General features: G+C 38.3%; 18 protein-coding genes and 1 pseudogene. 18 read left to right on the top strand and 1 reads right to left on the bottom strand.

Features of this window, described 5'->3' with window-relative positions:
• Positions 1–105 precede the first annotated feature (105 nt).
• The 13 genes from ACE198_RS26210 to ACE198_RS26150 all read left to right on the top strand — a co-directional run bounded on the left by ACE198_RS26210 (position 106) and on the right by ACE198_RS26150 (position 16,321).
• A complete protein-coding gene (locus ACE198_RS26210; protein WP_098575661.1) occupies positions 106–1,611 on the top strand; it encodes a 4-hydroxyphenylacetate 3-hydroxylase N-terminal domain-containing protein in 1,506 nt (501 codons plus the stop codon).
• Positions 1,612–1,667: 56 nt separating this feature from the next.
• Positions 1,668–2,462: a maleate cis-trans isomerase family protein gene (locus ACE198_RS26205; protein ID WP_285851072.1), complete on the top strand. Its 795-nt coding sequence runs from the start codon at positions 1,668–1,670 to the stop codon at positions 2,460–2,462.
• Complete coding sequence (locus ACE198_RS26200; protein WP_180230200.1) at positions 2,455–2,943, top strand: flavin reductase family protein; 489 nt, start codon at positions 2,455–2,457, stop codon at positions 2,941–2,943. The genes ACE198_RS26205 and ACE198_RS26200 overlap by 8 nt, the downstream gene beginning before the upstream one ends.
• Before the next feature lie 67 nt (positions 2,944–3,010).
• Positions 3,011–3,670 carry an isochorismatase family protein gene (locus ACE198_RS26195; RefSeq protein ID WP_251459171.1) on the top strand — a complete coding sequence of 220 codons (660 nt, stop codon included), beginning with the start codon at positions 3,011–3,013 and terminating at the stop codon, positions 3,668–3,670.
• 113 nt (positions 3,671–3,783) lie between these two features.
• Positions 3,784–4,662, top strand: a complete 879-nt coding sequence (locus ACE198_RS26190) for an FAD synthetase family protein (protein ID WP_311315823.1) — start codon at positions 3,784–3,786, stop codon at positions 4,660–4,662.
• A gap of 195 nt (positions 4,663–4,857) precedes the next feature.
• Positions 4,858–6,369, top strand: a complete 1,512-nt coding sequence (locus ACE198_RS26185) for a 4-hydroxyphenylacetate 3-hydroxylase N-terminal domain-containing protein (RefSeq protein ID WP_251459169.1) — start codon at positions 4,858–4,860, stop codon at positions 6,367–6,369.
• A gap of 71 nt (positions 6,370–6,440) precedes the next feature.
• Positions 6,441–7,262: an alpha/beta fold hydrolase gene (locus ACE198_RS26180; protein WP_251459167.1), complete on the top strand. Its 822-nt coding sequence runs from the start codon at positions 6,441–6,443 to the stop codon at positions 7,260–7,262.
• Positions 7,263–7,277: 15 nt separating this feature from the next.
• A complete protein-coding gene (locus ACE198_RS26175) occupies positions 7,278–8,318 on the top strand; it encodes a 2,5-dihydroxypyridine 5,6-dioxygenase NicX family protein (protein WP_251459166.1) in 1,041 nt (346 codons plus the stop codon).
• 165 nt (positions 8,319–8,483) lie between these two features.
• A complete protein-coding gene (locus tag ACE198_RS26170) occupies positions 8,484–9,932 on the top strand; it encodes a purine-cytosine permease family protein (RefSeq protein ID WP_375377576.1) in 1,449 nt (482 codons plus the stop codon).
• A 644-nt stretch (positions 9,933–10,576) separates the two neighbouring features.
• Complete coding sequence (locus ACE198_RS26165; RefSeq protein ID WP_375377575.1) at positions 10,577–11,611, top strand: autoinducer 2 ABC transporter substrate-binding protein; 1,035 nt, start codon at positions 10,577–10,579, stop codon at positions 11,609–11,611.
• Positions 11,547–13,415, top strand: a complete 1,869-nt coding sequence (locus ACE198_RS26160) for a sensor histidine kinase (protein WP_098575651.1) — start codon at positions 11,547–11,549, stop codon at positions 13,413–13,415. Before ACE198_RS26165 ends, ACE198_RS26160 begins: the two co-directional genes overlap by 65 nt.
• The gene (locus ACE198_RS26155; RefSeq protein WP_375377574.1) at positions 13,408–15,066 is read left to right on the top strand and encodes a response regulator transcription factor; all 1,659 of its coding nucleotides are present in this window, start codon (positions 13,408–13,410) and stop codon (positions 15,064–15,066) included. Before ACE198_RS26160 ends, ACE198_RS26155 begins: the two co-directional genes overlap by 8 nt.
• A gap of 169 nt (positions 15,067–15,235) precedes the next feature.
• On the top strand, positions 15,236–16,321 hold the full coding sequence (locus ACE198_RS26150; RefSeq protein ID WP_375377573.1) for a substrate-binding domain-containing protein: 1,086 nt from the start codon (positions 15,236–15,238) through the stop codon (positions 16,319–16,321).
• 65 nt (positions 16,322–16,386) lie between these two features.
• Here the strand turns inward: ACE198_RS26150 and ACE198_RS26145 are convergent.
• Positions 16,387–17,377 (bottom strand): annotated as a pseudogene (locus tag ACE198_RS26145) (IS3 family transposase); the annotation flags it as partial.
• Positions 17,378–18,018: 641 nt separating this feature from the next.
• Here ACE198_RS26145 and ACE198_RS26140 point away from each other — a divergent pair.
• The 5 genes from ACE198_RS26140 to ACE198_RS26120 all read left to right on the top strand — a co-directional run.
• Entirely contained in the window at positions 18,019–19,539 is a 1,521-nt protein-coding gene (locus tag ACE198_RS26140; RefSeq protein WP_375377572.1) for a sugar ABC transporter ATP-binding protein, read from the top strand.
• Positions 19,536–20,507 carry an ABC transporter permease gene (locus ACE198_RS26135; RefSeq protein ID WP_098575646.1) on the top strand — a complete coding sequence of 324 codons (972 nt, stop codon included), beginning with the start codon at positions 19,536–19,538 and terminating at the stop codon, positions 20,505–20,507. The genes ACE198_RS26140 and ACE198_RS26135 overlap by 4 nt, the downstream gene beginning before the upstream one ends.
• 56 nt (positions 20,508–20,563) lie before the next feature.
• On the top strand, positions 20,564–21,571 hold the full coding sequence (locus ACE198_RS26130) for an ABC transporter permease (protein ID WP_375377571.1): 1,008 nt from the start codon (positions 20,564–20,566) through the stop codon (positions 21,569–21,571).
• Positions 21,572–21,694: 123 nt separating this feature from the next.
• Positions 21,695–22,813, top strand: coding sequence for a sugar ABC transporter substrate-binding protein (locus ACE198_RS26125; RefSeq protein ID WP_098575644.1), 1,119 nt, complete (start codon positions 21,695–21,697; stop codon positions 22,811–22,813).
• A 68-nt stretch (positions 22,814–22,881) separates the two neighbouring features.
• Positions 22,882–23,479: aminopeptidase P family N-terminal domain-containing protein (locus ACE198_RS26120; protein WP_375377570.1), on the top strand; the 598-nt coding region annotated here is incomplete at its 3' end.

Genomic DNA, 23,479 nt, shown 5'->3' with positions numbered 1-23,479 from the left:
TGGCAATTTTGGTAGGTTGGGTTAACTTTTGAAGAAATAATACAACTTTGATAACATCAAACTATCGGTGTTCATGATTTTCTATTATTTTTAGGAGGAGTACAAATGGAAAATACTCAGGTAGTATCAAAGTTTTTGAAAACGGGTGAAATGTTCAAGGAAAGTCTTCGTGATGGCCGGACAGTATACTATAAGGGTGAAAAAATTCAAGATGTGACCATTCATCCAGCTACTAGCGGCGGTATCAATATTATGGCTAAGATCTTTGATGCTCAGCATAACCCGGAAACTCAGGATAAGCTAACGTATATCAATCAAGAGTCAGGTGAACGAGTCAGTAAAGCTTGGATGATACCAAGAACGAAGGAAGACCTTAAGAGCCGCCGAGAATTGACTGACTATGTAGCTCGGGAAACCTTTGGCGTGTTTGGCAGACCATTCGATTTAGCTCCTCTTGTTCCAGTGGGAATGGCCGCACATCTTTCGAAATTCCGCAGTAAAAGGCCAGAATATGCTGAAAATGTTCTTCACTATATCGACTATGCTCAGAAAAATAACTTGATGGGTCCAGAAGTACTAGTAGATCCTCAGAATGACCGTTCCAAAGCAGCCGCTGCAGGTGCCCGCCTATTCGATGTTGAATTAGGAAGCCAAATAAAAGGAGGCAGCTCCACACCTGCATTGCTCCGGGTAGTGAAAGAGACTGAAGAGGGGATTTATATTAGCGGTGCAAAGGCAGTAGGTTCGATTTCTTCCCAAGGTAACGAAATGATTCTCTCCAATCTTATGCGTCCAGGGCTGTTACCGGAAGAATCTCTTTGGTTAGCTGTTCCTATCAATGCACCAGGCATCCACATTGTCTGCCGTGAATCGGTCTCTTCAGATCCTATCAGTTCATATGATCACCCGATTAAATCACGCGGAGAAGAAATGGATTCCTTCTTAATTTTTGATAATGTTTTCGTAGAAAAATGGAGAATATTCAATTATGGTGTTCCAGAACTCAATGAATTGTACGGCGGCGTTGTATTAGGAGTACACTGGCACGTGTTATCCCGTCTAGCTGCCAAAGCTGAATTGTATGCCGGTGCTGCACAGCTAATCGTGGATGCACTTGGAACAGGAAAAATTCCAGGAGTTCGTTCTATCGTATCGGAAGTGATTCAATATGCTCAAACGTTAAGAGCCTACGTTTTAGCATCTGAAGAATTAGCTGAAATGACTGAAGATGGCGTTATGTGGCCGGATGTCAATATGCTTACAGCTGGACGCCTTTATGGTATCACGCATTATCCGCAAATAATCCATCATCTCCAGGAATTATGTGGACAAGGACTGGTCATGAGATTCTCTGAAAAAGATTATGCACATCCTTTTATTGGAGGCAAATTAGAGGAACTACTGGTTGGACGCGATTTAACTTCGAAGCAGAAAAACTTGTTGATGAACTTCATTTGGGATATTACTACCGATTCCCACGCAGGCCGCGTTGCTCTATTTGAAAACGTTAATGCTTTGCCGGCACCGTTGCTTCGTGAGCGTTTGTATCATGAATATGATCGAACACCATTTATGAACCATATTCGTAAGTCGATCGGACTTCCTTTGTAAGTGAAGTTTATAAGAATAATAGCTTAATAGGTTCTAACTATTTTGGAGGCGTGTAAATGAAAACAAATTACCGAATAGGATTAGTTGTTCCTAGTTCCAATACAACGATGGAAACGGAAATTCCAGCAATGCTTCGTTGGAGAGAACAAGTTGATCCGAATTTGTCGTTTACTTTTCACTCAAGTAGGATGCGAATGAAACATGTTACAAAAGAAGAATTAAAAGCAATGGATGTAGAAAGTGACCGCTGTGCTGTCGAACTTTCGGATGCTAGATGTGATGTTCTTGCGTATGCATGCCTTGTCGCTATTATGTGTCAGGGGCCCGGTTATCATATGGAATCTGAACAGCGCCTATTTAATACAACAAAAGAAAATGGAGCAGCTACACCGGTTATTAGCAGTGCTGGTGCTCTGGTAGATGGCATTAAAACATTAGGAGCTCAAAAAGTCGCTATTATTACCCCTTATATGAAGCCTTTAACGAAACAGGTGATTGACTATATTGAGGCAAGCGGCATACAAGTAACAGATTCGATTAGTCTGGAAATCCCAGATAATTTAGAAGTTGGACGTCAAGACCCTATGCGTTTGCTAGAGATTGTTAAAAAATTAGATATTAGCCAAGCTGATGCGGTTGTCTTATCCGCTTGTGTTCAGATGCCTTCATTAGAAGCAATTCAGCTTGTTGAGAATGAAATTGGAAAACCAGTGCTTTCAGCAGCTGTTGCAACCGTATACAACATTCTTAAAACTCTTGATCTGCACCCGTATGTGCCAAATGCAGGTAAGCTGCTATCAGGGGATATCATCTCTAAACTTCCAATTGAGGAGGGGAATTATAATGGATGAAGTAAAAAATAAATTTCGAGAGTCGATGAGCCGGCTTGCTACTGGAGTAACAATTGTCATGACTGAAATCGAGGGCCGGCCTTGGGGCTTAACTGTAAGTGCGTGCTGTTCAATTTCAATGGAGCCACCTTTAATTTTAATAAGCCTAGCTACACAAGCAGCTAGTACACAAGCGATAATTAATAACCAACGTTTCAGTGTCAGCGTGCTTGCTGAGGATCAAATTGACGTAGCAAGATCTGGGGCAAAAGCAGGTGCACCAAAGTTTTTTGAGGAGTTTGCAGAAAGTAAGGGCAGTTTTAATTATGATGTCAAAAATGCTCTAGCCAATGTTCATTGCAGAGTTGAACAAACAGTGACAGCTGGTGATCATACTATTTTTATTGGGTTCGTGGAAGATGTGATATTAGGTGAATCTAAATCACCATTGCTTCATTTTAATAGACAATTTGGAGAATTTAATACAGCTGTAAGGAACTAATTCAAGTGAATGACTTTCCAAGATTGGTATGTTACCAATCTTGGAGGGTTATGGAGGGAGAGTTGTTGTGGTGCATCATCAAGGTGATGAGGAATTGTATAAAGAAAGAGGTTTTGGAAAATTATTGGGTTTTGGTAAGAAACCAGCTTTGATCGTTGTTGATATGATTGAAGGTTTTACTGATCCTAGTATGCCTATGGGTTCCGAGTTAACCCCGCAAATAAATAAAGTAAATGCACTTTTGGCAATTATCCGTAATAAGGATCTGCCGGTATTCTTTACTACCATTTCTTATGATGATGATACATTTGCTGATTCAGGATTATGGTACCAGAAGATGGAGGGACTAAAGACTTTAAAAGCAGGTACCAGTGCAGTGAATGTGGATCCCAGATTAGAATTTCGTTATGGTGACGGCTTAATTGTTAAGAAATATGCATCAGCATTTTTTGGGACCGATTTAATTGCACGTCTGAATGCACAGAATGTTGATACTGTGATAATTGTAGGTTGTACAACATGTGGTTGTGTTCGTGCTACAGCTGTTGATGCGTTGCAATACGGATACAGACCTATCGTTGTGGAGGATGCGGTAGGGGATCGTTCATTAGCATCCCATGAACAAAGTCTTATCGATATGCGCCAGAAATATGCCGATGTATTAACTACCGAGGAAATCATAACAACAATATCTGCTAAATACCCTAGGGGTCATTTACAGCTTTAATAAAAGTAAAACTTTTTCAATCAACGCTTTAGGCCTTAAACGTTTTGATTAATGTAAAAGAAGGCCAGTTTGGATTCCCTTATAACTAAAACAATGGATAGTGAGGAGGGAAAATCCTGAAATATTATAAAAATCTATTCAACCCGCATTTAGCAGAATTAAAACATGGCTCTTATATAACGATTGGCTCCTTTGATGGCGTACATAAAGGCCATCAGCAATTAATTTCAAGTACTGTATTGGAGGGTAAAAAAAATAACTACCCCACGATTGTCATAACATTTGACCCTCTACCGAAAACCTTTTTTAACAACACTGAATTACCATCGTCTCTTATTACCAGTCCATACACCAGAGCGGAGAGAATAGCTGCTCTTGGAGTCGATATCCTCATTGAATATACTTTTGATAATACCTTTTCAACCATTAGCTCCGATGATTTTGTGGACAGCGTTCTATTGGGTTTAAACCCTAAAAAATTTTTCGTTGGAAAAGACTTTAGGTTTGGACATAAAGGTTCAGGAACCCCCGAAGTTTTAAAACAAATAGGTGCCAGATTGGGATTTGAGACGGATATTTTCGAATTTACTCATTTGGCTGATGAGCGTATCTCCAGCACTAGAGTGCGCCAGGCGATAAATAATGGTGATCTTAAGCTTGCTTCTGATCTTATGGGGAAACAACACGAATTGTGCGGCAGGATTGTCAAGAGTTTGAATGATGATAAAGGACTATTTGTGCCAGATACGGCCCTCATTCAGCCGCCTGCAGGGGAGTATTGGGTCAATCTGAAAAATTCTACTAACAAATACTTTACTAAAGCAATTATTTTCCCTACCAATCAATTTATTGAAATGAATTTAGACCAGGCTGTGATTAATTGTATTTTTAAAGATAGGGTTACTGTAGAGTTTCTTCAGTCTGTGTCTACAGCAGTTCCTAAGGAAATTGAATTAGAAATAGCTAACCAGCGTCTTTCTATACTAAGTTAAATTGTTCATTTCATTATACTATATTGCGTGAATTTATTAGAATATTGACACTTTTTGAAACTAATCTTAGACTTTATCTATGATAAATTCGACAAGTTTAGCAACTTGAGGCTAATATAATAAGCTGTTTAAACTTTGTTAACTTCAAAATGTGATAGGTAAGGATTCTCGTAAATATTTTTTAGGGGGAGAAGGATGGAAAATATTTCGGTAGTTTCAAAGTATTTAAAAACAGGCGAGATGTATAAGGAGAGTCTTCGAGATGACAGGACCGTTTATTATAAGGGTGAACTGATTCAGGATGTAACCACTCACCCAGCCACTAGCGGTGGTATAAATATTATGGCTAACATCTTTGATGCCCAGCATAACCCAGAAACACAGGATAAGCTAACGTACATCAGGTCAGACATAGGGGAACGAGTGACCAAAGCCTGGATGATTCCTAGAACAAAAGAAGATTTGAAAAGCCGAAGGGAATTAACGGATTATATTGCTCAGGAAACCTTCGGGGTATTTGGCCGCCCATTTGATTTGGCGCCTCTCGTGCCTGTGGGAATGGCGGCATATCTTTCAAAGTTCCGCAGCAAAAGGCCTGAATATGCAGATAATGTCCTCCACTATATTGACTATGCCCAAAAAAATAACTTAATCGGTCCTGAGGTATTAGTTGATCCTCAAAATGACCGTTCAAAAGCCGCGGCAGCTGGTGCCCGCCTGTTTGATGTCGAATTGGGGAGCCAAATAAAAGGCGGCGATTCTACTCCTGCTTTACTCCGGGTGGTGAGGGAAACGGAAGAAGGAATCTATATTAGCGGAGCGAAAGCGGTAGGTTCCATTTCGTCCCAAGGAAATGAGATGATCCTCTCTAATCTGATGCGTCCTGGCTTGTTACCTGAAGAGTCATTATGGTTATCAGTACCGATAAATTCACCAGGCATTCATATTGTCTGTCGGGAAACAGTCTCTTGCGATGCGGCAAGTACCTATGATCACCCGGTCAAATCACGAGGAGAAGAAATGGATTCCTTCTTGATTTTTGATAATGTTTTCGTGGAAAAGTGGAGAATTTTTAACTATGGAGTACCAGAACTTAATGAATTATATGGAGGGGTTGTATTAGGAGCGCACTGGCATATTCTCTCTCGTTTGGCTACCAAAGCGGAAATGTATGCCGGAGCTGCCCAGTTGATTGTTGATGCTTTGGGAACAGGGAAGATTCCAGGTGTACGTTCTATCGTATCAGAAGTGATTCAGTATGCTCAAACCTTGAGAGCATATGTATTGGCCTCAGAAGAACTAGCTAAACCAACTGAAGATGACGTGATGTGGCCAGATGTCAATATGCTTACCGCCGGTCGCCTTTATGGAATTACACACTATCCGCGGATTATCCATCATCTTCAGGAATTATGCGGACAGGGATTGGTCATGAGATTCTCTGAAAAAGACTATGATCATCCATTTATTGGCGGGAAACTGGAGGAACTTCTTGTTGGACGGGATTTAACATCCAAGCAGAAAAACTTATTGATGAACTTTATTTGGGATATTACCACAGATTCTCATGCAGGTCGTGTTGGTCTTTTTGAAAACGTCAATGCACTCCCAGCTCCATTGCTTCGTGAGCGTCTATACCATGAATACGACCGAACACCTTTTATGAACCAAATACGTAAATCTATTGGTCTTCCAAAAGAAGTGTAATCACTAGTTAAAAATGGAAGTCGCTTAATGAGCTTTAATTTAGGTTCGTTTGCCTGAGAGGAGATATAAATATGAAGCAAAATCATTCTTTTGGGGACCTTTTTGTAAACGGTCTAAATGCAAAAATTCACCTCATTACTAAAGGAGATAAGGCTGGTACCCCCGTCATTTTTTTGCCGGGAATTACTAGTTACAGCCTTTCATTTGCAAAAGTCCTAAATTTAATGCCTGAAAACTATTATTCCTTATCAATGGATGCCAGGGGAAGAGGGCAGTCCGATCGTCCTAAGGAAGGCTATCTATTAAAAAATTATACAGAGGACTTACTGAATATTGTTAACGCTTTAACAGATAATCCCATTGGTCCAGTATTGGTTGGCCACTCGATGGGAGCCCGAATTGCGGCTGCATTTGGCAGCCAATATCCGTCTCTCATTTCCGGAATCGTATTAATCGATCCTCCTATTAACGGACCAGGACAAAGAGAGATCTATCCTAATCCATTGTCGATGTTTTTAAAACAAAAGGAGGCTGTTGATCAAGGGGATATGGAATTATTCCGAAGCTTCTTTCCTTTATTTACAGATGAACAAATAGCTGAAAGAGCGGAAGAATATCGAAATAATAGTTTGCCAGCGATTATTGAATCCTACCAATCTCTGTTATTGGAGCCTTTTCAAGTATATATTAAAATGCTTTCAGTTCCTGCATTCCTATTAGCGGCAGAACATGGAGATACCATTCGTGAAAACGAACTTCGGGTTTTGGAAACGATCAACCCTTCGATGCAGGTTGAAAGGGTTAAAGGAGTAAGCCACATGGTGTATAAAGATGCACCAGAACAAACAGTTGATTATATTGTTTCATTTATAGAAGGAATTACAAAAAAATAAACGAGGTGTTAATAAATGACTGTTGAATTTCAAGAAATGGTTTCTCTGTTTAAAAAACAACTTGAATTGTGTAAATTAAAGCAGTCTGAAACGATGGCGGTATTAACCTCGGGCGAGATTAGAGCAGATTATGCGAAAGCGTTCCTGACCGCAGCTTCCGAGATCGGGGCGAACGCCTTTGAATTGAAACTGCCGCCAGCTAAACAAGGAGCTTCTGGTTCGTTTGGCATTACACCGTTAACCGATAACCGAGTTGCAGTTGAATGCTTGAAGAAAGCCGACCTTGTTATTGACTTAGTTCTCCTCCTTTTTTCTAAAGAACAATTGGAACTGCAGGATGCAGGAGTAAGAATTCTGTTGGTTGTCGAACCTTTCGATGTAATTAAAAGAATGTTTCCAAAGGAAAGCGACAAAGAGAGAGTATTATATGCAACCCAATTATTAAGGAATGCAAAAGAATTAAGATTCACCAATAAGGCAGGCAGCGATGTTACCTATCAGCTAGGTCAATATCCAATCCTTACGGAATACGGTTTTGCTGATGAACCAGGCAGATGGGACCACTTGCCAAGTTGTTTTTCTGCTGCCACATCTAATGATGGCGGAGTTGACGGGGTAGTAGTTTTGGATAAAGGGGACATATTTTTCCCGTTTAACCGATATTTTCAAGACCAGGTAAAGTTAACGATAAAAGGCGGATTTGTTACGGACATTGAGGGCGGTTTTGACGCCATGCTGATGAGGGATTATATCGAAAGTTTTAATGACCCGCGAGCTTACGCGATATCCCACATTGGCTGGGGACTTAACGAAAGGGCACAATGGCATAGTCTCGCTTTCGATGATCAAGTGTTTGGCATGGATGGCCGTGCCTTTTATGGAAATGTCTTATTCTCCTTGGGGCCAAACTCTGAGTTAGGGGGGAACAACGATACCCCATGCCATCTTGATTTACCAATGAAAAATTGTACGTTATATCTAGACGGTAAATTAATTGTAAAAGATGGAGACATTGTGATCGATGAAATGAAAGCTGCTAAACCACAGCTAGCTTGATTGACTAAACTAATTATTCCCTTGTGGTAAAAGGATGATTTTGTATCACTGAATATGGAAAAAACTGAATAAAGATGGAATCACTCTACTGCGATTTAATACAACTTCTTTGCGAGAGATGGTACTTTTTAAAGAAATTATGACCATTAAACGGAGGTATGTATTTTGAGCAACCAAACGGTTAAGATGAAAGAACATTCTTCAATTGAAATACGCGGTGTCGATATGATTCCGGAGAATGAGCGGAATTCAAAGGCATCCAATGTGTTCTACGTCCTATGTGGTTCGCAGTTTGCTTTTGGCATTATGGCAATCGGTTCATTACCGATTGTGTTCGGACTTGGCTGGTGGGCAGCATTTTGGGCAATGACGGTGGGGCTTGCGATTGGCTCCATTGCAATCGGACCAATTTCCATTTTGTCACAGAGAACAGGTACGAATGGGGCACTAGCAAGTGGAGCACATTTTGGGGTAAAGGGCCGTATTATTGGTTCGTTTCTTAATATTGTAATAGCGATTGGTTTCTATGCTCTTATGGTTTGGACAGGGGCTCAAGCCTTCGTCGCGGGAGGTCACCGGTTGTTTGGCTGGTCAGAAGGAACCGGTACATTATTGATAGGGTGTATCATCGTCAGTGTCATAACCGCAATTGTAGCAATAATGGGTCATAAAGTAGTAGTTTTGTTTGAAAAAATAGGAACCTACCTAGTAGGAAGTATTGTCATTCTATCTGTGTTTATATTTGCTTCAAAGTTCAACGTTAGTTACGAAGGTGGTCATTATGTATTAGGTGGTTTTTGGCCGACTTGGGCACTCGCCATGCTGGTAATCGCTTCGGTTCCTATTTCGTATGCTCCATTTGTTGGGGATTATAGCCGATATATTCCCAATAGTCATAGTTCGACGAAATTGGCAGGGGCCACATCCCTTGGAATGTTTGTCGGGTGTTGGTTAGCAATGGTACCTGCATCATTCATGATGTCAACGGTGAAGGATTTATCTACCCCATTCGTAACAGGAATTATTGGGGGGGCTCCATCATGGTGGATCGCTCCAATTACAATTGCAGGGATATTTGGTGCTCTGCCGAACGGCGGGTTGTGTTTATACAGTGCCGGACTTTCTCTCGAATCCCTCGGATGGACGCTCAAACGGGTAACAACCACCATAATTATGGCAATTGTCGGTTTTCTCTTGGTATTTATCGGAGTTCAAGATGTGTCCAATATGATCCACCTTATCGACGGGTTTGTTATTATCATTATCGTAGGTGTGTCACCTTGGTTAGCGATCAATCTTGTCGGACATTACTTGGTAAAAGGGCGGTATAAACCATTAGATTTACACAATAGTTCTTCGTCAAGCAGCTATTGGTACTCTAGCGGATTTAATATACCTGCTATTATTTCATGGACGATTGGATTGATTGTTGGATTGTTGTTTACAAGTACCAGCATTTTCACCGGTCCATTCGTATCTGTCGTCGGCGGCATTGATTTAAGTTTTACTTCATCTGCGCTTGTTGGGGCGATTGTATACTACGCTTTAACGAATTTGTTTCCATATCGTTCAATAGAAGTATCTAGTGAAGTTGCTGAGAATATAGTTCCTTAAAACTTAGGGAAATCATTAATTTTATGATGGTAGACGAACTTCTTTTTAAAAGGAGTTCGTTTTTATGATTCTGTTTTTTATGGGAACTTATCAAGGGGGGAAGCGAATGGGAAAAACATTACATCCGGGGTCGCAAAAAATTTCAAAAGTCCCTGCACCAAAACACTGGGTTAGTCCAATTCCATAGGTTATCGCTGCGGGGGGGGGGGGAAGCGGCGATTGGTGTTAACGAAGCACCCCTCATTTTCAAAACTTGGTTAATATCTTCCCTGAACTATTAAGTGAACCAATCCAGGTACAAATTTTCGATGCAAGCGAAATAAAAGGTTAATTGAGGGGACATCCGCCCTATATCTATTCAAAACGCAGCTAAGTGCGTAACAAAGCTAAAGCGATAGCCATTGCTATCTCTTATTTTTATACTAAAACATACTTTTTTTGTTCCAATGAATGAATTGATTGTTCGAATGAAAAAAATAAGCAGTTGAATGGAAGAAAATTATGTCTGAAATCGATTAGACGACCATTATGTAATCGAATACAATTTTTATAGAAAATTATCAGAAATTATTTAAAATTGGAATAGTTTTACCTTATCGAAAGTAGCTTTATGATTAATGTAATCACTTTTTTGGAGGGAACCTATGCGATTAGTCTACTTTTTACTTGTTTTTATATTAATGGTAAGTGGTTGTGAAACGGATCATTCTTCCAAGGAAGTGATCTATATTGAAAAAGACAAAGAAACAAAAGATAAACAAATAGAAAATCCTATTAAACGTCACACAATTGCATTAGTCCCAAGATTTATAGGTGATTCATCCTATTATGATGCAGCTGAAAAAGGAGCTAAGGAAGCAGCTGAACATTTAGGCATTAACTTAATATTTACAGGTGTGAAAGTAGATGATGTAAGTAAGCAGTCAGAAGTAATTGAACAATTGATAGATAAAAAAGTTGATGTCATTGCCGTTTCTGCCACCGATCCATTTAAGTTGTTACCTGTACTAAACAAGGCTCGTAAAAAAGGAATTAAGGTTATAACCTGGGATTCTGATACAGATTCAACAGGAAGGGATTTTTATGTCAATGTCGTAAGGCCCGACACCTTAGGAACTACTTTAATGAATAACTTGGCAGCACGTTTAAATGAAAAAGGGGAATATGCGATAATTACAAACAGCTATTCCTCTTCTAATACAACAAAATGGATCAAATGGATGAAAATCCAACAAGAAAAATACTATTCAAAATTAAAGTTAGATAGCATTATGGTCAATGACAATAGTTATGATATTTCTTATCAAAATACTAAATTACTTTTGGAAAAATATCCGAATTTATCTGCAATCGTAAGTGTAAGTCCATTAGCTACTCCTGCTATTACCAAGGCTGTTATGGAAGCAAATAGAATGGATGTCGAAGTTTTGGGGCTCTCGTTACCTAATGACATGAGGAAATATATTATGGCAGGAGATATAGAGGATATTATTCTCTGGAGTCCCAAAAAGCTTGGGTACCTAACAGTTGCATTAGCGGAGAACTTACTAAATGGCCAATTTCCTACTGATCAACAAGAAATCCCTAATATAGGAAGCATAAGGGTGGAAGATAATGAAATTATTATGGGAGAACCTATTCTTTTTACGAAGGAAAACATTAACCAATATGATTTTTAAAATGTTACGTTCTCGTTGGTGGAGTCCAAAAAATTATCAACTTAGAAAAAGGCTCATTATAACGTATATTTTATTAACATTAATACCGATAACAGTGCTTGTTTACTTTTCTTATAATCAATATACCAAATTAATTGAAGAGCAAGTGGGGGAAAATGTTCCGAAGATTTTAGATCAGATGAATAAAAATATTGATAATCAAATGTCCGAATTAGAAAATTTACCCGAACTTCTGTATAACTCAAACGATGTTATATCAGTATTGAGAAAAGATACATATATTAATCAATCGGCCTTACAAATAGATTACTACAAAGTTAACAGTTATCTGACCAATACCTATTTAACAGATATAAGTCCTGTTTTAGGTGTGTTTTTATGGTCAAATGATCGTTTCTTTTCAAGTACGTTACTCCCTTATTCTTCTGGATTTAAAAAAATACCATCTTTTAAAGGAAACGAATCGATTGTTTTACAGGATGAAGTAGACCTTCGTTTTAAGAGCAAGCCATCATTTTTTCTCATGACCAAAAAGATTAAAGATTATGAAAATCGGAAGGATATCGGAACGTTAGCCATTGCTGTTAATTTATCTTTTATTGAGAATACTCTAAAGGATATTAATAAGAAAAATGAAGCGCAATTGTTGTTGATGAGTAAGAAGGGAAAGATCATCTATCATTCGGACCCTACACATATTGGAATGGTCGAAGACATTTCCAATTATCCTACCTTAAAAGGAAGTTTTAGTACCAATTCCAACGGTGAAAAGCAACTTATTAGTGTAAGTAAATCAGAGAAAATGGATTGGGTAATCGTTTATAAAATTCCAATGAAATATATAACTCAAAAGGCAGATGTCATTAAAAGTGTAACGCTTGTGTTTTTTGTGATTATTAGCTTGGGAACTGTTATCATTTCTGCCTTTACGGCATGGGGAGTAAGTCGTCCCATTTATAAGCTTAGTAGATTAATGAAAGATGTCGAAAAGGGAAATTTTAATGTCGATCTTAAAGTAGACTCAAAAGATGAAATCGGAATATTAGCCCAAAGCTTTAATTCCATGATATCCAAAATTCGAGAGCTGATTAAACAAAATTTTCATATTGAAATACGTCAAAAACAAGCGGAATTATATGCACTTCAATCACAAATTAATCCACATTTTATGTACAATACGTTGGAAACCATAAGTATGACAATCGATGATGATACCGTTAGTGAAATGGTCACTTTACTAGGCAGGATGCTGCGATTTTCCTTAGGAAATAAGAATCGTATCGTTCCTTTTCAAAAGGAAGTGGAACATATTGAGAATTATTTAACAATCCAAAAGTTCCGTTTCGAGGATCGACTGAACTTTAGTATCAAATCGGATATTAATTTACATCAATTATACTCCCCAAAGTTCATATTACAGCCTATTATAGAAAACTGTATTAAGCATGGCCTCGAAGCTAGGAGAGGGACGCTTACCATTAGGGTGATTATAAGAACCATTCCTGGTGCACTTCAAGGAACGGAGGATGTCATCATAAGGATTGAAGATGACGGGACTGGAATAGATGAAAAAACACAGCAAGAGATCCATAGTCTATTAAAATCGGACCCTATTGGCAGACGTGATTCAGGTTTTGGGATGATTAACGTGCATGCTAGAATCATGATGTTGTTTGGGGAAGAATATGGACTTACCGTTGAGAGTGGTAATGGAACTAATATTATCATTCGTTTTCCAGTTATAGAAGGGGCTGAAGCAGTTATAAAATACGAAAGAAGAGAGGATGATTACTTCCATGAATAAAATAAAAACAATTATTGTAGATGACGAAGCAAAAATTCGTAATGGTTTGGAACGATTACTACAAAGGGACGGAGACCAATGGGATATTGTTGGGATATTTTCCGATGGTATTGAAGTTATTGAATTTTTAAAGGGAAATCGAATGGAATTTGATTTGTTGATTACAGATGTAAAAATGCCAGAAAAGGATGGTCTCACACTAATAAATGATATCAAAAATATGAACAGGGATAATAATTTTTTATCTATTATTGTAAGCGGTTACGATGATTTTCAGTTTGTGCAATCTGCTATACGAGAGGGAGCGCTTGATTATATTTTAAAACCGATTGACCGCAAACAATTTTTTGAAGTGCTTCAAAAAGTAAAAAAACGTATTGATGAGAAGAGAACAACTAATCATAAATTGAAAGAATTAATAAAGCAATCCGAAATGCTGACCTTAACAAAACAGACGCAGCTTTTAAGTGAATCCATATCATCTGAAACAGAAGACATTGCCACTATGTATTGGATAAAGGATTTCCCCAATGGGTTATATCAGGCTTTTTTTATTAGTGTTGATGAGTTTCCCTCTAAATCAAATGAATACTCTAAGGAAGACTGGGGAGCTTTTGCCTTTGCGACTGAAAATATTATAGATGAAGTAGTAAAGGAATATAAAAATTCACAACATAAACAGTTGGGATGGTGGTGGAGAGAGGGAGGATTACATTTTTGGGTGCTGCTTTACAGTTCTAGTAAAGAGTATACTGATTTTATTGTAGCAGGAGATACTTTTTCTAGAAAACTGAAATTATGCCTAAATAATTATACTCCTTTTAGCTTTTCAATTGCTCAAAGTAGTCTCTTCGAAGATTTATTTGTACTGCCAGAAATGAAAAGACAACTACACTCTTTAATTCGGATGAGAATGATTTATGGTGGGAACCAAGTTTATTCCTTTCACTTACTTCACAAATTGAAAGGCACTGATGATCATCATTTGGTTGCCGCTAATAACATGAAGGAATTCGCAAGTAAACTTACAACAATGCTTGGACGGTCAGACACACATAAAATAGATAAGGAAATAAGCGAGTTATTTAATAAAATTAAAAAGTTACGTTCCCCGATTGAAATCCAACATGCAATAGAGTACTTGATCATTTTTATGTTCAAAGTAAATATGGAAGAAACTGAAGCGGGATTAAGCCTAAAAGATTTTGATGAAATATTACAAGCTATAAAAACTGAGTCTAATATGAATAAACTAGAAAAATTAGTAAAACAAACTTTTATCAACATTCATCAAAAACAACTTGATTATAACCAAGATCCTGCACTTACTCCAATCATGAAGGCGAAAAAATGGATAAACGAGAATCTTAGTAAAAAGATTACCCTTCAAGACATATCTGATTATATTTATATGAATCCCACTTATTTTTGTCAGTATTTTAAGAAGCAAACTGGCAAAACCGTATTTGATTACATTACAGATCTTCGTTTGGAAACAGCTAAGGAATTGCTTTTCGAACAAGACTTAAAAGTTATTGATATCGCCCAGTTAGTAGGGTATCAAGATCCTAAACACTTTAGCCGCTTATTTAAGCAAAGGTGGGGAAGTCTGCCTTCGGAATTTAAGAAGAAATATAAAGCTATCCATTAAAACGTAAATTCCTTTAGTTATTCTTAATTTACTTTAAATTACTCACCGCCTCAAGGTTGCAGTATTCGGATAAGGGGGACAATCCTCATATTATCAGTTGTTGAGCACCATTTTCCAAATTAATATTATTAAATAGCTTTGGAATAAACACAAAAGGGAGAAAAGAGTAGTGAAATCATTAAGAGGCTATACGTTTTTAATTTTAGTAATTGCTTTATTATTCGTATCGACTTGTGAGAGAAATGTAAAGAGAAAAGATTCTCCAGTATATAACGAGACAGAAACGAAAGTGAAATATAATCATTCCCCAAAAAAGAGCGAAGAACCCATAGACTTTGGCATGTTTTGTGGAGACATATGTCAGGAATCATTGACATTACAGGCACCTGGGGAATCTATTAATGGTAAAGTAGGGCTCATTGTTTCTGGTTTCTTTCCATATGGATTAGGGACGAGAATAATGGCTGCAGAAACAGTAAGAAAGTATTTTCCTAAAATGGAATTAGTCATTGGAAACGGAGATAGTAACCCTGTTATCCAATCCTCCATTGTAGATGATTTCATTTCCAAAAAAGTAGATGTCATTGTAATTGATTTAGTAGAAAAAGATGCCGTAAATCCAGCGCTAGAGCGGGCTAGAGCTGCTGGAATACCGATTATTACAATCGATCGATGGACTCCTGTTGATGTATTATCACTCATAAAGGCTGATGATGTTGAAGTTGGCAGAAAAGCCGGGCAGCATATTGTCAATTTGTTAAAAGGGCAAGGCAATGTAATTGAATTGAAAGGTACTGCTTTTTCTACTACAACTATTGATAGGCACAAAGGGATTTTAGAAGCTTTTAAAGGTTATAACGATATTCAAATTATAGATAGTATACACGCTGATTTCTCCACAGATAAAGCCGAACAAATGATGGAGGGCATTTTACAGCGGACTCCTAAAGGACAAATAGATGCCGTCGTTTCGCATGCTGACGTAATGACTATGGGTGCGATAAAGGCAATTAAGGCTGCTGGTAGAGAAAATGAAATAATAGTAGTCAGTGTAGACGGACAAAAAAAAGCATTAGAAGCAATTGAATCTGGTGAAATTGATGCAACCGTTGCATATCCAATCGTAATGCCAATGGGAATCTTTGCGGCCGCAAAAACTTTAGCGGGGGAAAAAATCCCTGATTATATCGAATTAGATGCACCTTTAATAACGAAAGAAAATGTTGCCTTTTATAAAGGTAAAACTGGCTACTAATATTAGCATTAGGAACTTATCATTTATTATAAACTTATTATAAAGGGTGGTATGTCAACACTAAACTAGACAACTTTTTTAAGGTGCTCCTTTTTATACTCAATAGGACTTAAATAACCTAGAGTTCCGTGAATTCTAATATGATTAAACCAATGCACATAATCATCCAATTCTAGCTTCAACTGTTCTAAACTTTCAAAATACTGCCATTTTACAAACTCCGTTTTTATTATTTTAAAAGTTGCTTCGGCAACTGCGTTATCATATGGACAGCATTTCATGCTTAATGACTGTTTGATTTCGAACGTGCCCAGAGCCTCATCAATTGTTTTATTTTTAAATTCATTACCTCGATCTGTATGGAATAGTTGTATCTGCGTTAAATCGGCTTTAATTGTTGATAACGTTTGATAAACAAGTTCTGCATCTTTATGAATACCTGCACTATGACCGATAATTTCACGATTGTAAAGATCGACAAATAAACATATGTAATGCCATCGATTTTTGACTCTTACGTATGTTAAACCACTTACTACAACAACAGATAATTGCTTCTGTTGATCGAATTTCCTATTCAACTCATTTTTAACTTCGGATTCATTGCATTTATCAACATGAGGCTTAAACTTGGCAACTGTATATCTTGATAATAGCCCATTTTCATTCATGATTCTGCCAATACGTCGTCTGGATGCCATAATACCAAGTTTTTTCAACTCGTGTTTAATTTTACGTGTGCCATAGTTCTGACGGATTTTAAGAAAGATTTATATAATGGCAGCCGTAAGTACATCCTCTGAGTTGGATTGCTCTTTTGCTTCATAATAGTAGGTGCTTCTTGGGAGTTGTAGGACGTCGCACATGCTGATATCGAGTATTTGTGTCGATTGTTATTGATCACATTTACTTTCGTCCTAGTATCAGCGCAGCTTGCTTTAAAATATCATTCTCTATCAATAAACGCTGGTTTTCTTTACGAAGTTGAATCAATTCATTTTCTTCTGGGGTTCTGTTGTCTTTTTCTTTAAATGAACCCGATATTTGACTTTGTTTATCTTTTATTCTCTCCTTAACTGAATAAGATGTAGTAGACTACCAAAATAGTGGGATAATGCCGAAACTTGACATGAAGCCTCTGCGGGCATGCTTTTCCCGCCCAGAAAGCCAGCTAATAAAAATACCTGGCTCCGCCCAACAAGGCTAGCATACCCGCCTCTCCACATAAAGTTTCTAGACGGTTCCTCTTGAGATTAATAGCAGTATGTCCAGATTTAATCCGAAATCTACTTGCCCTTATCTTTTTTGTCCAGTTAAGTGTAGCCGATTCAGGGATCCCTCATATTAGGTGAGGGATTCCTTTTTTGTATTTATGGTAACTTAGTAGTTTATATTCATTTATATTTTTCACCCTTCTAACTTAACAGAATATTACCCCCCTAACCTAAATTTCGTCACCTTGTTAGGGCTTTCATTATGGGATATATTTTAAACAAGCAAATATTAATAACACAAAAATAAACAAGAAATGGGATAAACAAAAAAATCATCTTGTTTGTTTTTAGAAAGAAGGGGATTACTTAGAAGGGGATTACTTAAAAGAAATATTGAACAATAAAAAAATAGTGCTTTTAAGATTAATATTGCACCCTGGTTTTTAGAGGTAAATCTATTATTAGATAGGAGTGAGAATACAGATGGTAGTGAAAGACGATCAAGTGCTAATTTCTTTAACTGGAATCACTAAAGAATTTCCAGGCGTTAAGGCCCTCGATGGAGTTTCTCTAGATGTACGCAAAGGAGAAGTGCTTGCTTTAGTTGGAGAAAATGGTGCTGGTAAATCCACTCTCATTAAGATTCTTTCTGGGTTATACCAAAAGACAAGCGGAGAGATTCGAGTAAAGGGAAAAGTCGTTGAAATAAAAGACATAAAACATGCTCAGGAACTTGGAATCAGCACTATCTTTCAGGAGCCAACTCTTGCACCTGATTTAACTGCAGTTCAGAATCTATACCTTGGTAAGGAAATCGTTAAGGGAGCTGGAGTTAAATCAATGGATGAAAAAGCCATGTATGAGGAAACTGAAAAGCTATACCGAAAATTCTTTCCAACGGTAGAGGACCTTCATAAGCCAGTTAGAGAACTTGGTGCTTTGAAAAACCGGGTAATCGAAATTGTTAAAGCGATTTCAGTTCAGGCTTCAGTGGTCATTATGGATGAGCCAACCGCTCAACTTGCTGATCATGAAAGGGAAGTATTATTTGACTTCATTCGAAATTTGAAAGAACAGGGTGTTTCAGTCATATACGTATCCCACCACTTGCGTGAGTTGTTCCTGCTTGCTGATCGCATGACCATCATGCGTGATGGAAAAAATGTTGCCACCGTGAACAAGAGCGATACAAATATTGATGAAATCGTTGCGATGATGGTTGGCCGAGAGGTAGACAATTATATTGTTAAAAAGAAAGTGCCATTCGGTGAGGAAGTATTGCGCGTTACCGATTTATATCGGGAAGGTATACTGAAAGATATTACCTTCAATCTCCGCAAAGGAGAAATTGTCGGGATCGCTGGACTTGCCGGATCAGGCAGGACGGAGACAGTAAGGGCTGTTGTAGGTGCAGATCCAATCAATTCAGGGAAAGTGGAAGTGGAAGGAACGTCTTACAGAATACGTTCTCCAAAGGATGCCATAAAAGCTGGTATTGGTCTTCTTCCGGAAAATCGAAAAACACACGGTGCGTTAATTGACCTTTCGGTGAAGCATAACATTACAATGGCATCTATGGAACGAGTTTTAGTCAATAAGTTTGTGCTTAAGAAAAAGAAAGAATCAGAAATTGCCAAAGATTATATTCAGCGTCTGCGGATAAAAACGCCTACAGATACACAAAAGGTAAAGTTTTTGAGTGGTGGGAACCAGCAGAAAGTCATTCTGGCAAAATGGCTCTTCACACAACCAAAGGTGTTAATCTTTGATGAACCAACCCAAGGTATTGATGTTGGGGCAAAAGTGGAAGTTTACAACCTCATATCGGAATTTGTTGAAAATGGAGGAGGGGTTCTCCTGGTTTCTTCCGAACTACCAGAGCTGATGGGGCTGTGTGATCGCATCTATGTCATGCACAAAGGCCAATTTGTTAAAGAGTTTTCACGTGAGGAAGCTACAGAAGAGAATATTATGATGTACGCTTCGGGAGGTCATACAGGATGAGTACTAAAGATTTGGTTATATCAAAGAAACCGCTATCATTTTTTAAACTCGAAGGTATCGGAGTATTATTAATTCTTTTACTAATGTTTATCTTTTTATCTATTACATCCCCGACCTTCCTTACAGCTGAGAATATTTCAAATCTACTTTTGCAATCTGTATTTGTCATGATTGTTGCTTTTGGAACTATGTTTGTTCTATCGATGGGAGGCATCGATCTCTCGGTGGGATCCGTTCTGGGTCTTTGCGGAGGGATTACGGGATGGTTGATGATGCACGGTACAAACGCGTTTATCGCTATTTTGGCCGGATTAATCATGGGTGCATTAATCGGTGCATTTAACGGTTTTATCATCACGAGACTTCGCATATCACCGTTTTTGGCCACCTTCGCTATGCTCTATATAGCTCGCGGACTATTATTTCTGTTAACGTCTGATGAGCCAATTAGAAATTTGACCTCACCTGGATTTAAGTTTCTGGCCCAGGGAAGTTTTGCAGGAATACCGATGGCTGTTTTGATAACGGTTATAGTTTTTATTATCTGTCATTTTGTTTTTCATTCAACCGCCTTTGGACGAAAAGTTATCGCTACCGGATCTAACAGAGAAGCATCACATCTTTCGGGGATCCATACTGAAAGTATCAAAATTCGCGTATACGCGCTATCAGGCTTACTTGCTGCGGTTGCTGGTATTTTGTTAACTTCACGTCTTACTTCTGTACAGCCGCTAATGGGTACTTCTTATGAATTGGATGCCATCGCTGCTGCAGTAATTGGTGGAACCAGTATGTTTGGAGGGAAAGGGAATGTAGTTGGTGTCGCCGGAGGTGCCATTATCCTTGCCCTTGTATCCAATGGATTGGATCTTTTAGCCGTAAATCAGTTCTATCGTTTGATCATCACAGGCTTGATTATCGTCACAGCAGTAGGGGCAGAACGCTTTACATCGGCGAAAACACATTAATATTAATCCGAGTTAACCAATAAATAAAGTAGCACTTAATGAAGGAGGGTACGAAATTGGCAAATAATAGTCAAGAACCAATTATCCATTCTCAGCCAGGCATATCTCCAATTTCTCATAGGAAATTGGGAATGGATCGACAAATCATCGGGCTTATTGCTTTCTTAGCGATCATCATTATCGTCATGTCATTTGCCTCTGACCGATTTTTAAGCTATATCAATCTAACGAATGTACTTCAGCAATCCGCATTCGTCATGATATTGGCTTTTGGTATGACATATGTTCTATCTACAGGTGGTATTGATTTATCAGTTGGATCGATCGTCGGGATTTCTGGCGGTATGACAGCGTGTTTACTTTTTAATGACGTAAACATCGTTTTTGCAATAATAGGCGGTTTATTGCTCGGTCTAATTATTGGCATCGTGAACGGACTCGTCATAACCAAATTAAGCGTTTCGCCATTTATTGCGACACTATCCATGATGGTTATTGTCAGAGGTATTCTTTATGTTTGGACTGAGGCGATACCATTCAGAAATTATATGAAAAGTGGTTTCGAATTTCTGGGACAAGGGCGAATCTTGAATGTGCAGTTTCCTATCATACTTGCATTAATCCTATTCATTGCTCTTCTATTTGTCTATCGGAAGATGCGGTTTGGTCGTCACGTGCTTGCGCTTGGAAGTAGTGAGGAAGCGGTAAGGGTATCTGGTATTAAAGTAGATTTATTACGGATTAAGGTTTATGCCTTATCTGGATTAATCGCTGCCATTGTAGGTATTATCCTTGCTTCCCGTCTGGCCACTGTTCACCCGGAAATGGGAAAGAACTACGAGTTAACAGCCATTGCTGCTGCAATCATCGGAGGTACAAGTTTGACAGGCGGTAAAGGAAGTCTAATTGGAACGGTATTCGGGGCTATTATTTTATCTCTAATCAATAATTCTTTGAATCTATTAAATGTAGATCCATATTGGGAAACGATGGTTATTGGTGCCATTATTCTTGTAGCTGTAACAATTAATACATTGGGTGGAAAAGGAGAAAAAAGTTCTTAAACCTAAAGGAAATTATAAAAATGCTTGATTTAAAGGAGGTGAATAGTGTCTATTCTTAGTCATGAAATTATAGTGAATACTTGACAAATAATGCTTTAGAAAATTTAGGGGAGGTTCAAGCACATGTCATTTAGAAAAATGTCAATGAAACTTTTAATCATCTTCGTCCTCATTGCATCTCTGATTATGTCAGGTTGTAAAAGTAAAAATGAGACCGCTTCCTCATCGGGTACAGCTTCTAGCGGTACCGCTTATCAATGGGGCGATGGGAATTTTGAGAAGTTTGTGAGGGAACAAGCAAAAGGAAAAACACTCAAAATTGGATTTACACCTCCAGCAGCTTCAGAATTTTACGATATTATACAGCATGGGGCTAACACCATGATGAATGAATTAAGTGATCGATTCGGTGTGAAAATTGAATTTGAGATGTCAGCACCAAGTGAGCATCAATCCGTGGAATCTCAAGTTGCAACCATTGAAAACTGGACTTCTAAAGGGTTTGATGCGATTTTAGTTAGTTCTTCTGGTGATTTTGACTCCATGAATGCTGTCTATGAGAAAGCAATGAAACAGGGAACATCCATCTTTATGTTCAATATGCCAGCAGAGATGTGGGATGAAAAAGATTTAAAAGCGACATCGGTAATCAGCTATAACAATCATTATCAGGCTGGATACCTAGTAGGGCAGTATGCAGCAAAAAAACTTAAAGGAAAAGGAAAAATTCTACTGGTTTGGGGATTGCCAGGGCATTGGTCCACCTCACGTAAAGCTGGTTTTCTCGAGGCTATAAAGAAATATCCTGATATGAAAGTTGTGGGAGAACAGCGTGGTGATTATGTTCGCGACAAAGGAATGCAGGCTGCAGAGAATTTGATCCAAGCACATCCTAATGTGGATTTGATTTATGGAGAAAATGAGGAAATGGCGCTTGGAGCCGTACAAGCAGTGGAAGCACGCGGCTTGAAATTCTGGGATGGTAAAAAGGGTATTATGGTTATCGGAGCTGACGGTCTTCAATCAGGTTTTGATTCTATCCGTGAAGGAAAGTTGACAGCTACAGTTAATGTTGGTCCTGTTGACATGGGACGTGAGTTTATTAAATCGGTTTTCATGACTAAAATATTAGGATATAGCATCGATAAAATTCAGAATGTTCCGACTGTTGTTGTTGACAAAACAAATGTAGATGCCGTTGAAGCCTACACAGCGTGGGCACTTAAATCAGAATTTAAATAAAACAGGGTCTCTTAATAACGAAAGAATCACTGAATAATTAAAAAAATATTGAGAGGGGAATAAACAAAATGATTTCAGAAAAAGCGTTAAAATGGTTGCCTGACAGGTTTGAAAAGTTAATCCGTTATGGAGAGTTCCAGGGACCAGGTGAAACGATCACGAATGAAGAATACAAAGCCCGAGTTGAAATTGCAAAACAAAAAATTGTGGATGAAGGTCTAGATGCTTTAATCGTATTCGGGGATTGTTACCGCATGTCCAATATCCGCTGGCTGGTAAATTATCGAACAATCGATGGGGTTTATCCGCAGCCGATGTTAATGTACTTGGTGCCTGACCGTGATCCTGTTTTCTTCCTTCCAAGCAGCGAAATTCCTTCTGCACATGGTAGTTCAGCCATGAGTGTTATGGGAGGCGATATCCGGGAAATTCGTTCTGAATGGGCTCCATTCCTAAAAGAACGTGCGGCGAAAGACAAACCAAAGAAAATTGGTATTAGTGGCTATACGTATATGGATTTAGAATTCTGGTTCCCAATAAATAATGCATTCGGTGATGCAGATGTTCAGCGTTCTACAATTATTGAGCAATTAAAGTCAGTGAAAAATGAAGCAGAAATTGCATCCATGAAGCGGGCGGCACGTGTAAGTAATGCCGGTATTCAAA

The sequence above is a fragment of the Neobacillus sp. KR4-4 genome, from assembly GCF_042136325.1.
Classification (GTDB): Bacteria; Bacillota; Bacilli; order Bacillales; family Cytobacillaceae; genus Neobacillus.
The sequence above is the reverse complement of the archived record's forward strand: the minus strand, read 5'-3'. Positions and strand labels throughout refer to the sequence as shown.

Excerpts from the sequence above, each read along its gene's own strand:
- ACE198_RS26210 (WP_098575661.1), top strand. The coding sequence starts at position 106 with ATGGAAAATACTCAGGTAGTATCAAAGTTTTTGAAAACGGGTGAAATG.
- ACE198_RS26205 (WP_285851072.1), top strand. The coding sequence starts at position 1,668 with ATGAAAACAAATTACCGAATAGGATTAGTTGTTCCTAGTTCCAATACA.
- ACE198_RS26200 (WP_180230200.1), top strand. The coding sequence starts at position 2,455 with ATGGATGAAGTAAAAAATAAATTTCGAGAGTCGATGAGCCGGCTTGCT.
- ACE198_RS26185 (WP_251459169.1), top strand. The coding sequence starts at position 4,858 with ATGGAAAATATTTCGGTAGTTTCAAAGTATTTAAAAACAGGCGAGATG.
- ACE198_RS26180 (WP_251459167.1), top strand. The coding sequence starts at position 6,441 with ATGAAGCAAAATCATTCTTTTGGGGACCTTTTTGTAAACGGTCTAAAT.
- ACE198_RS26175 (WP_251459166.1), top strand. The coding sequence starts at position 7,278 with ATGACTGTTGAATTTCAAGAAATGGTTTCTCTGTTTAAAAAACAACTT.
- ACE198_RS26165 (WP_375377575.1), top strand. The coding sequence starts at position 10,577 with ATGCGATTAGTCTACTTTTTACTTGTTTTTATATTAATGGTAAGTGGT.
- ACE198_RS26160 (WP_098575651.1), top strand. The coding sequence starts at position 11,547 with ATGAAATTATTATGGGAGAACCTATTCTTTTTACGAAGGAAAACATTA.
- ACE198_RS26155 (WP_375377574.1), top strand. The coding sequence starts at position 13,408 with ATGAATAAAATAAAAACAATTATTGTAGATGACGAAGCAAAAATTCGT.
- ACE198_RS26140 (WP_375377572.1), top strand. The coding sequence starts at position 18,019 with ATGGTAGTGAAAGACGATCAAGTGCTAATTTCTTTAACTGGAATCACT.
- ACE198_RS26135 (WP_098575646.1), top strand. The coding sequence starts at position 19,536 with ATGAGTACTAAAGATTTGGTTATATCAAAGAAACCGCTATCATTTTTT.
- ACE198_RS26125 (WP_098575644.1), top strand. The coding sequence starts at position 21,695 with ATGTCATTTAGAAAAATGTCAATGAAACTTTTAATCATCTTCGTCCTC.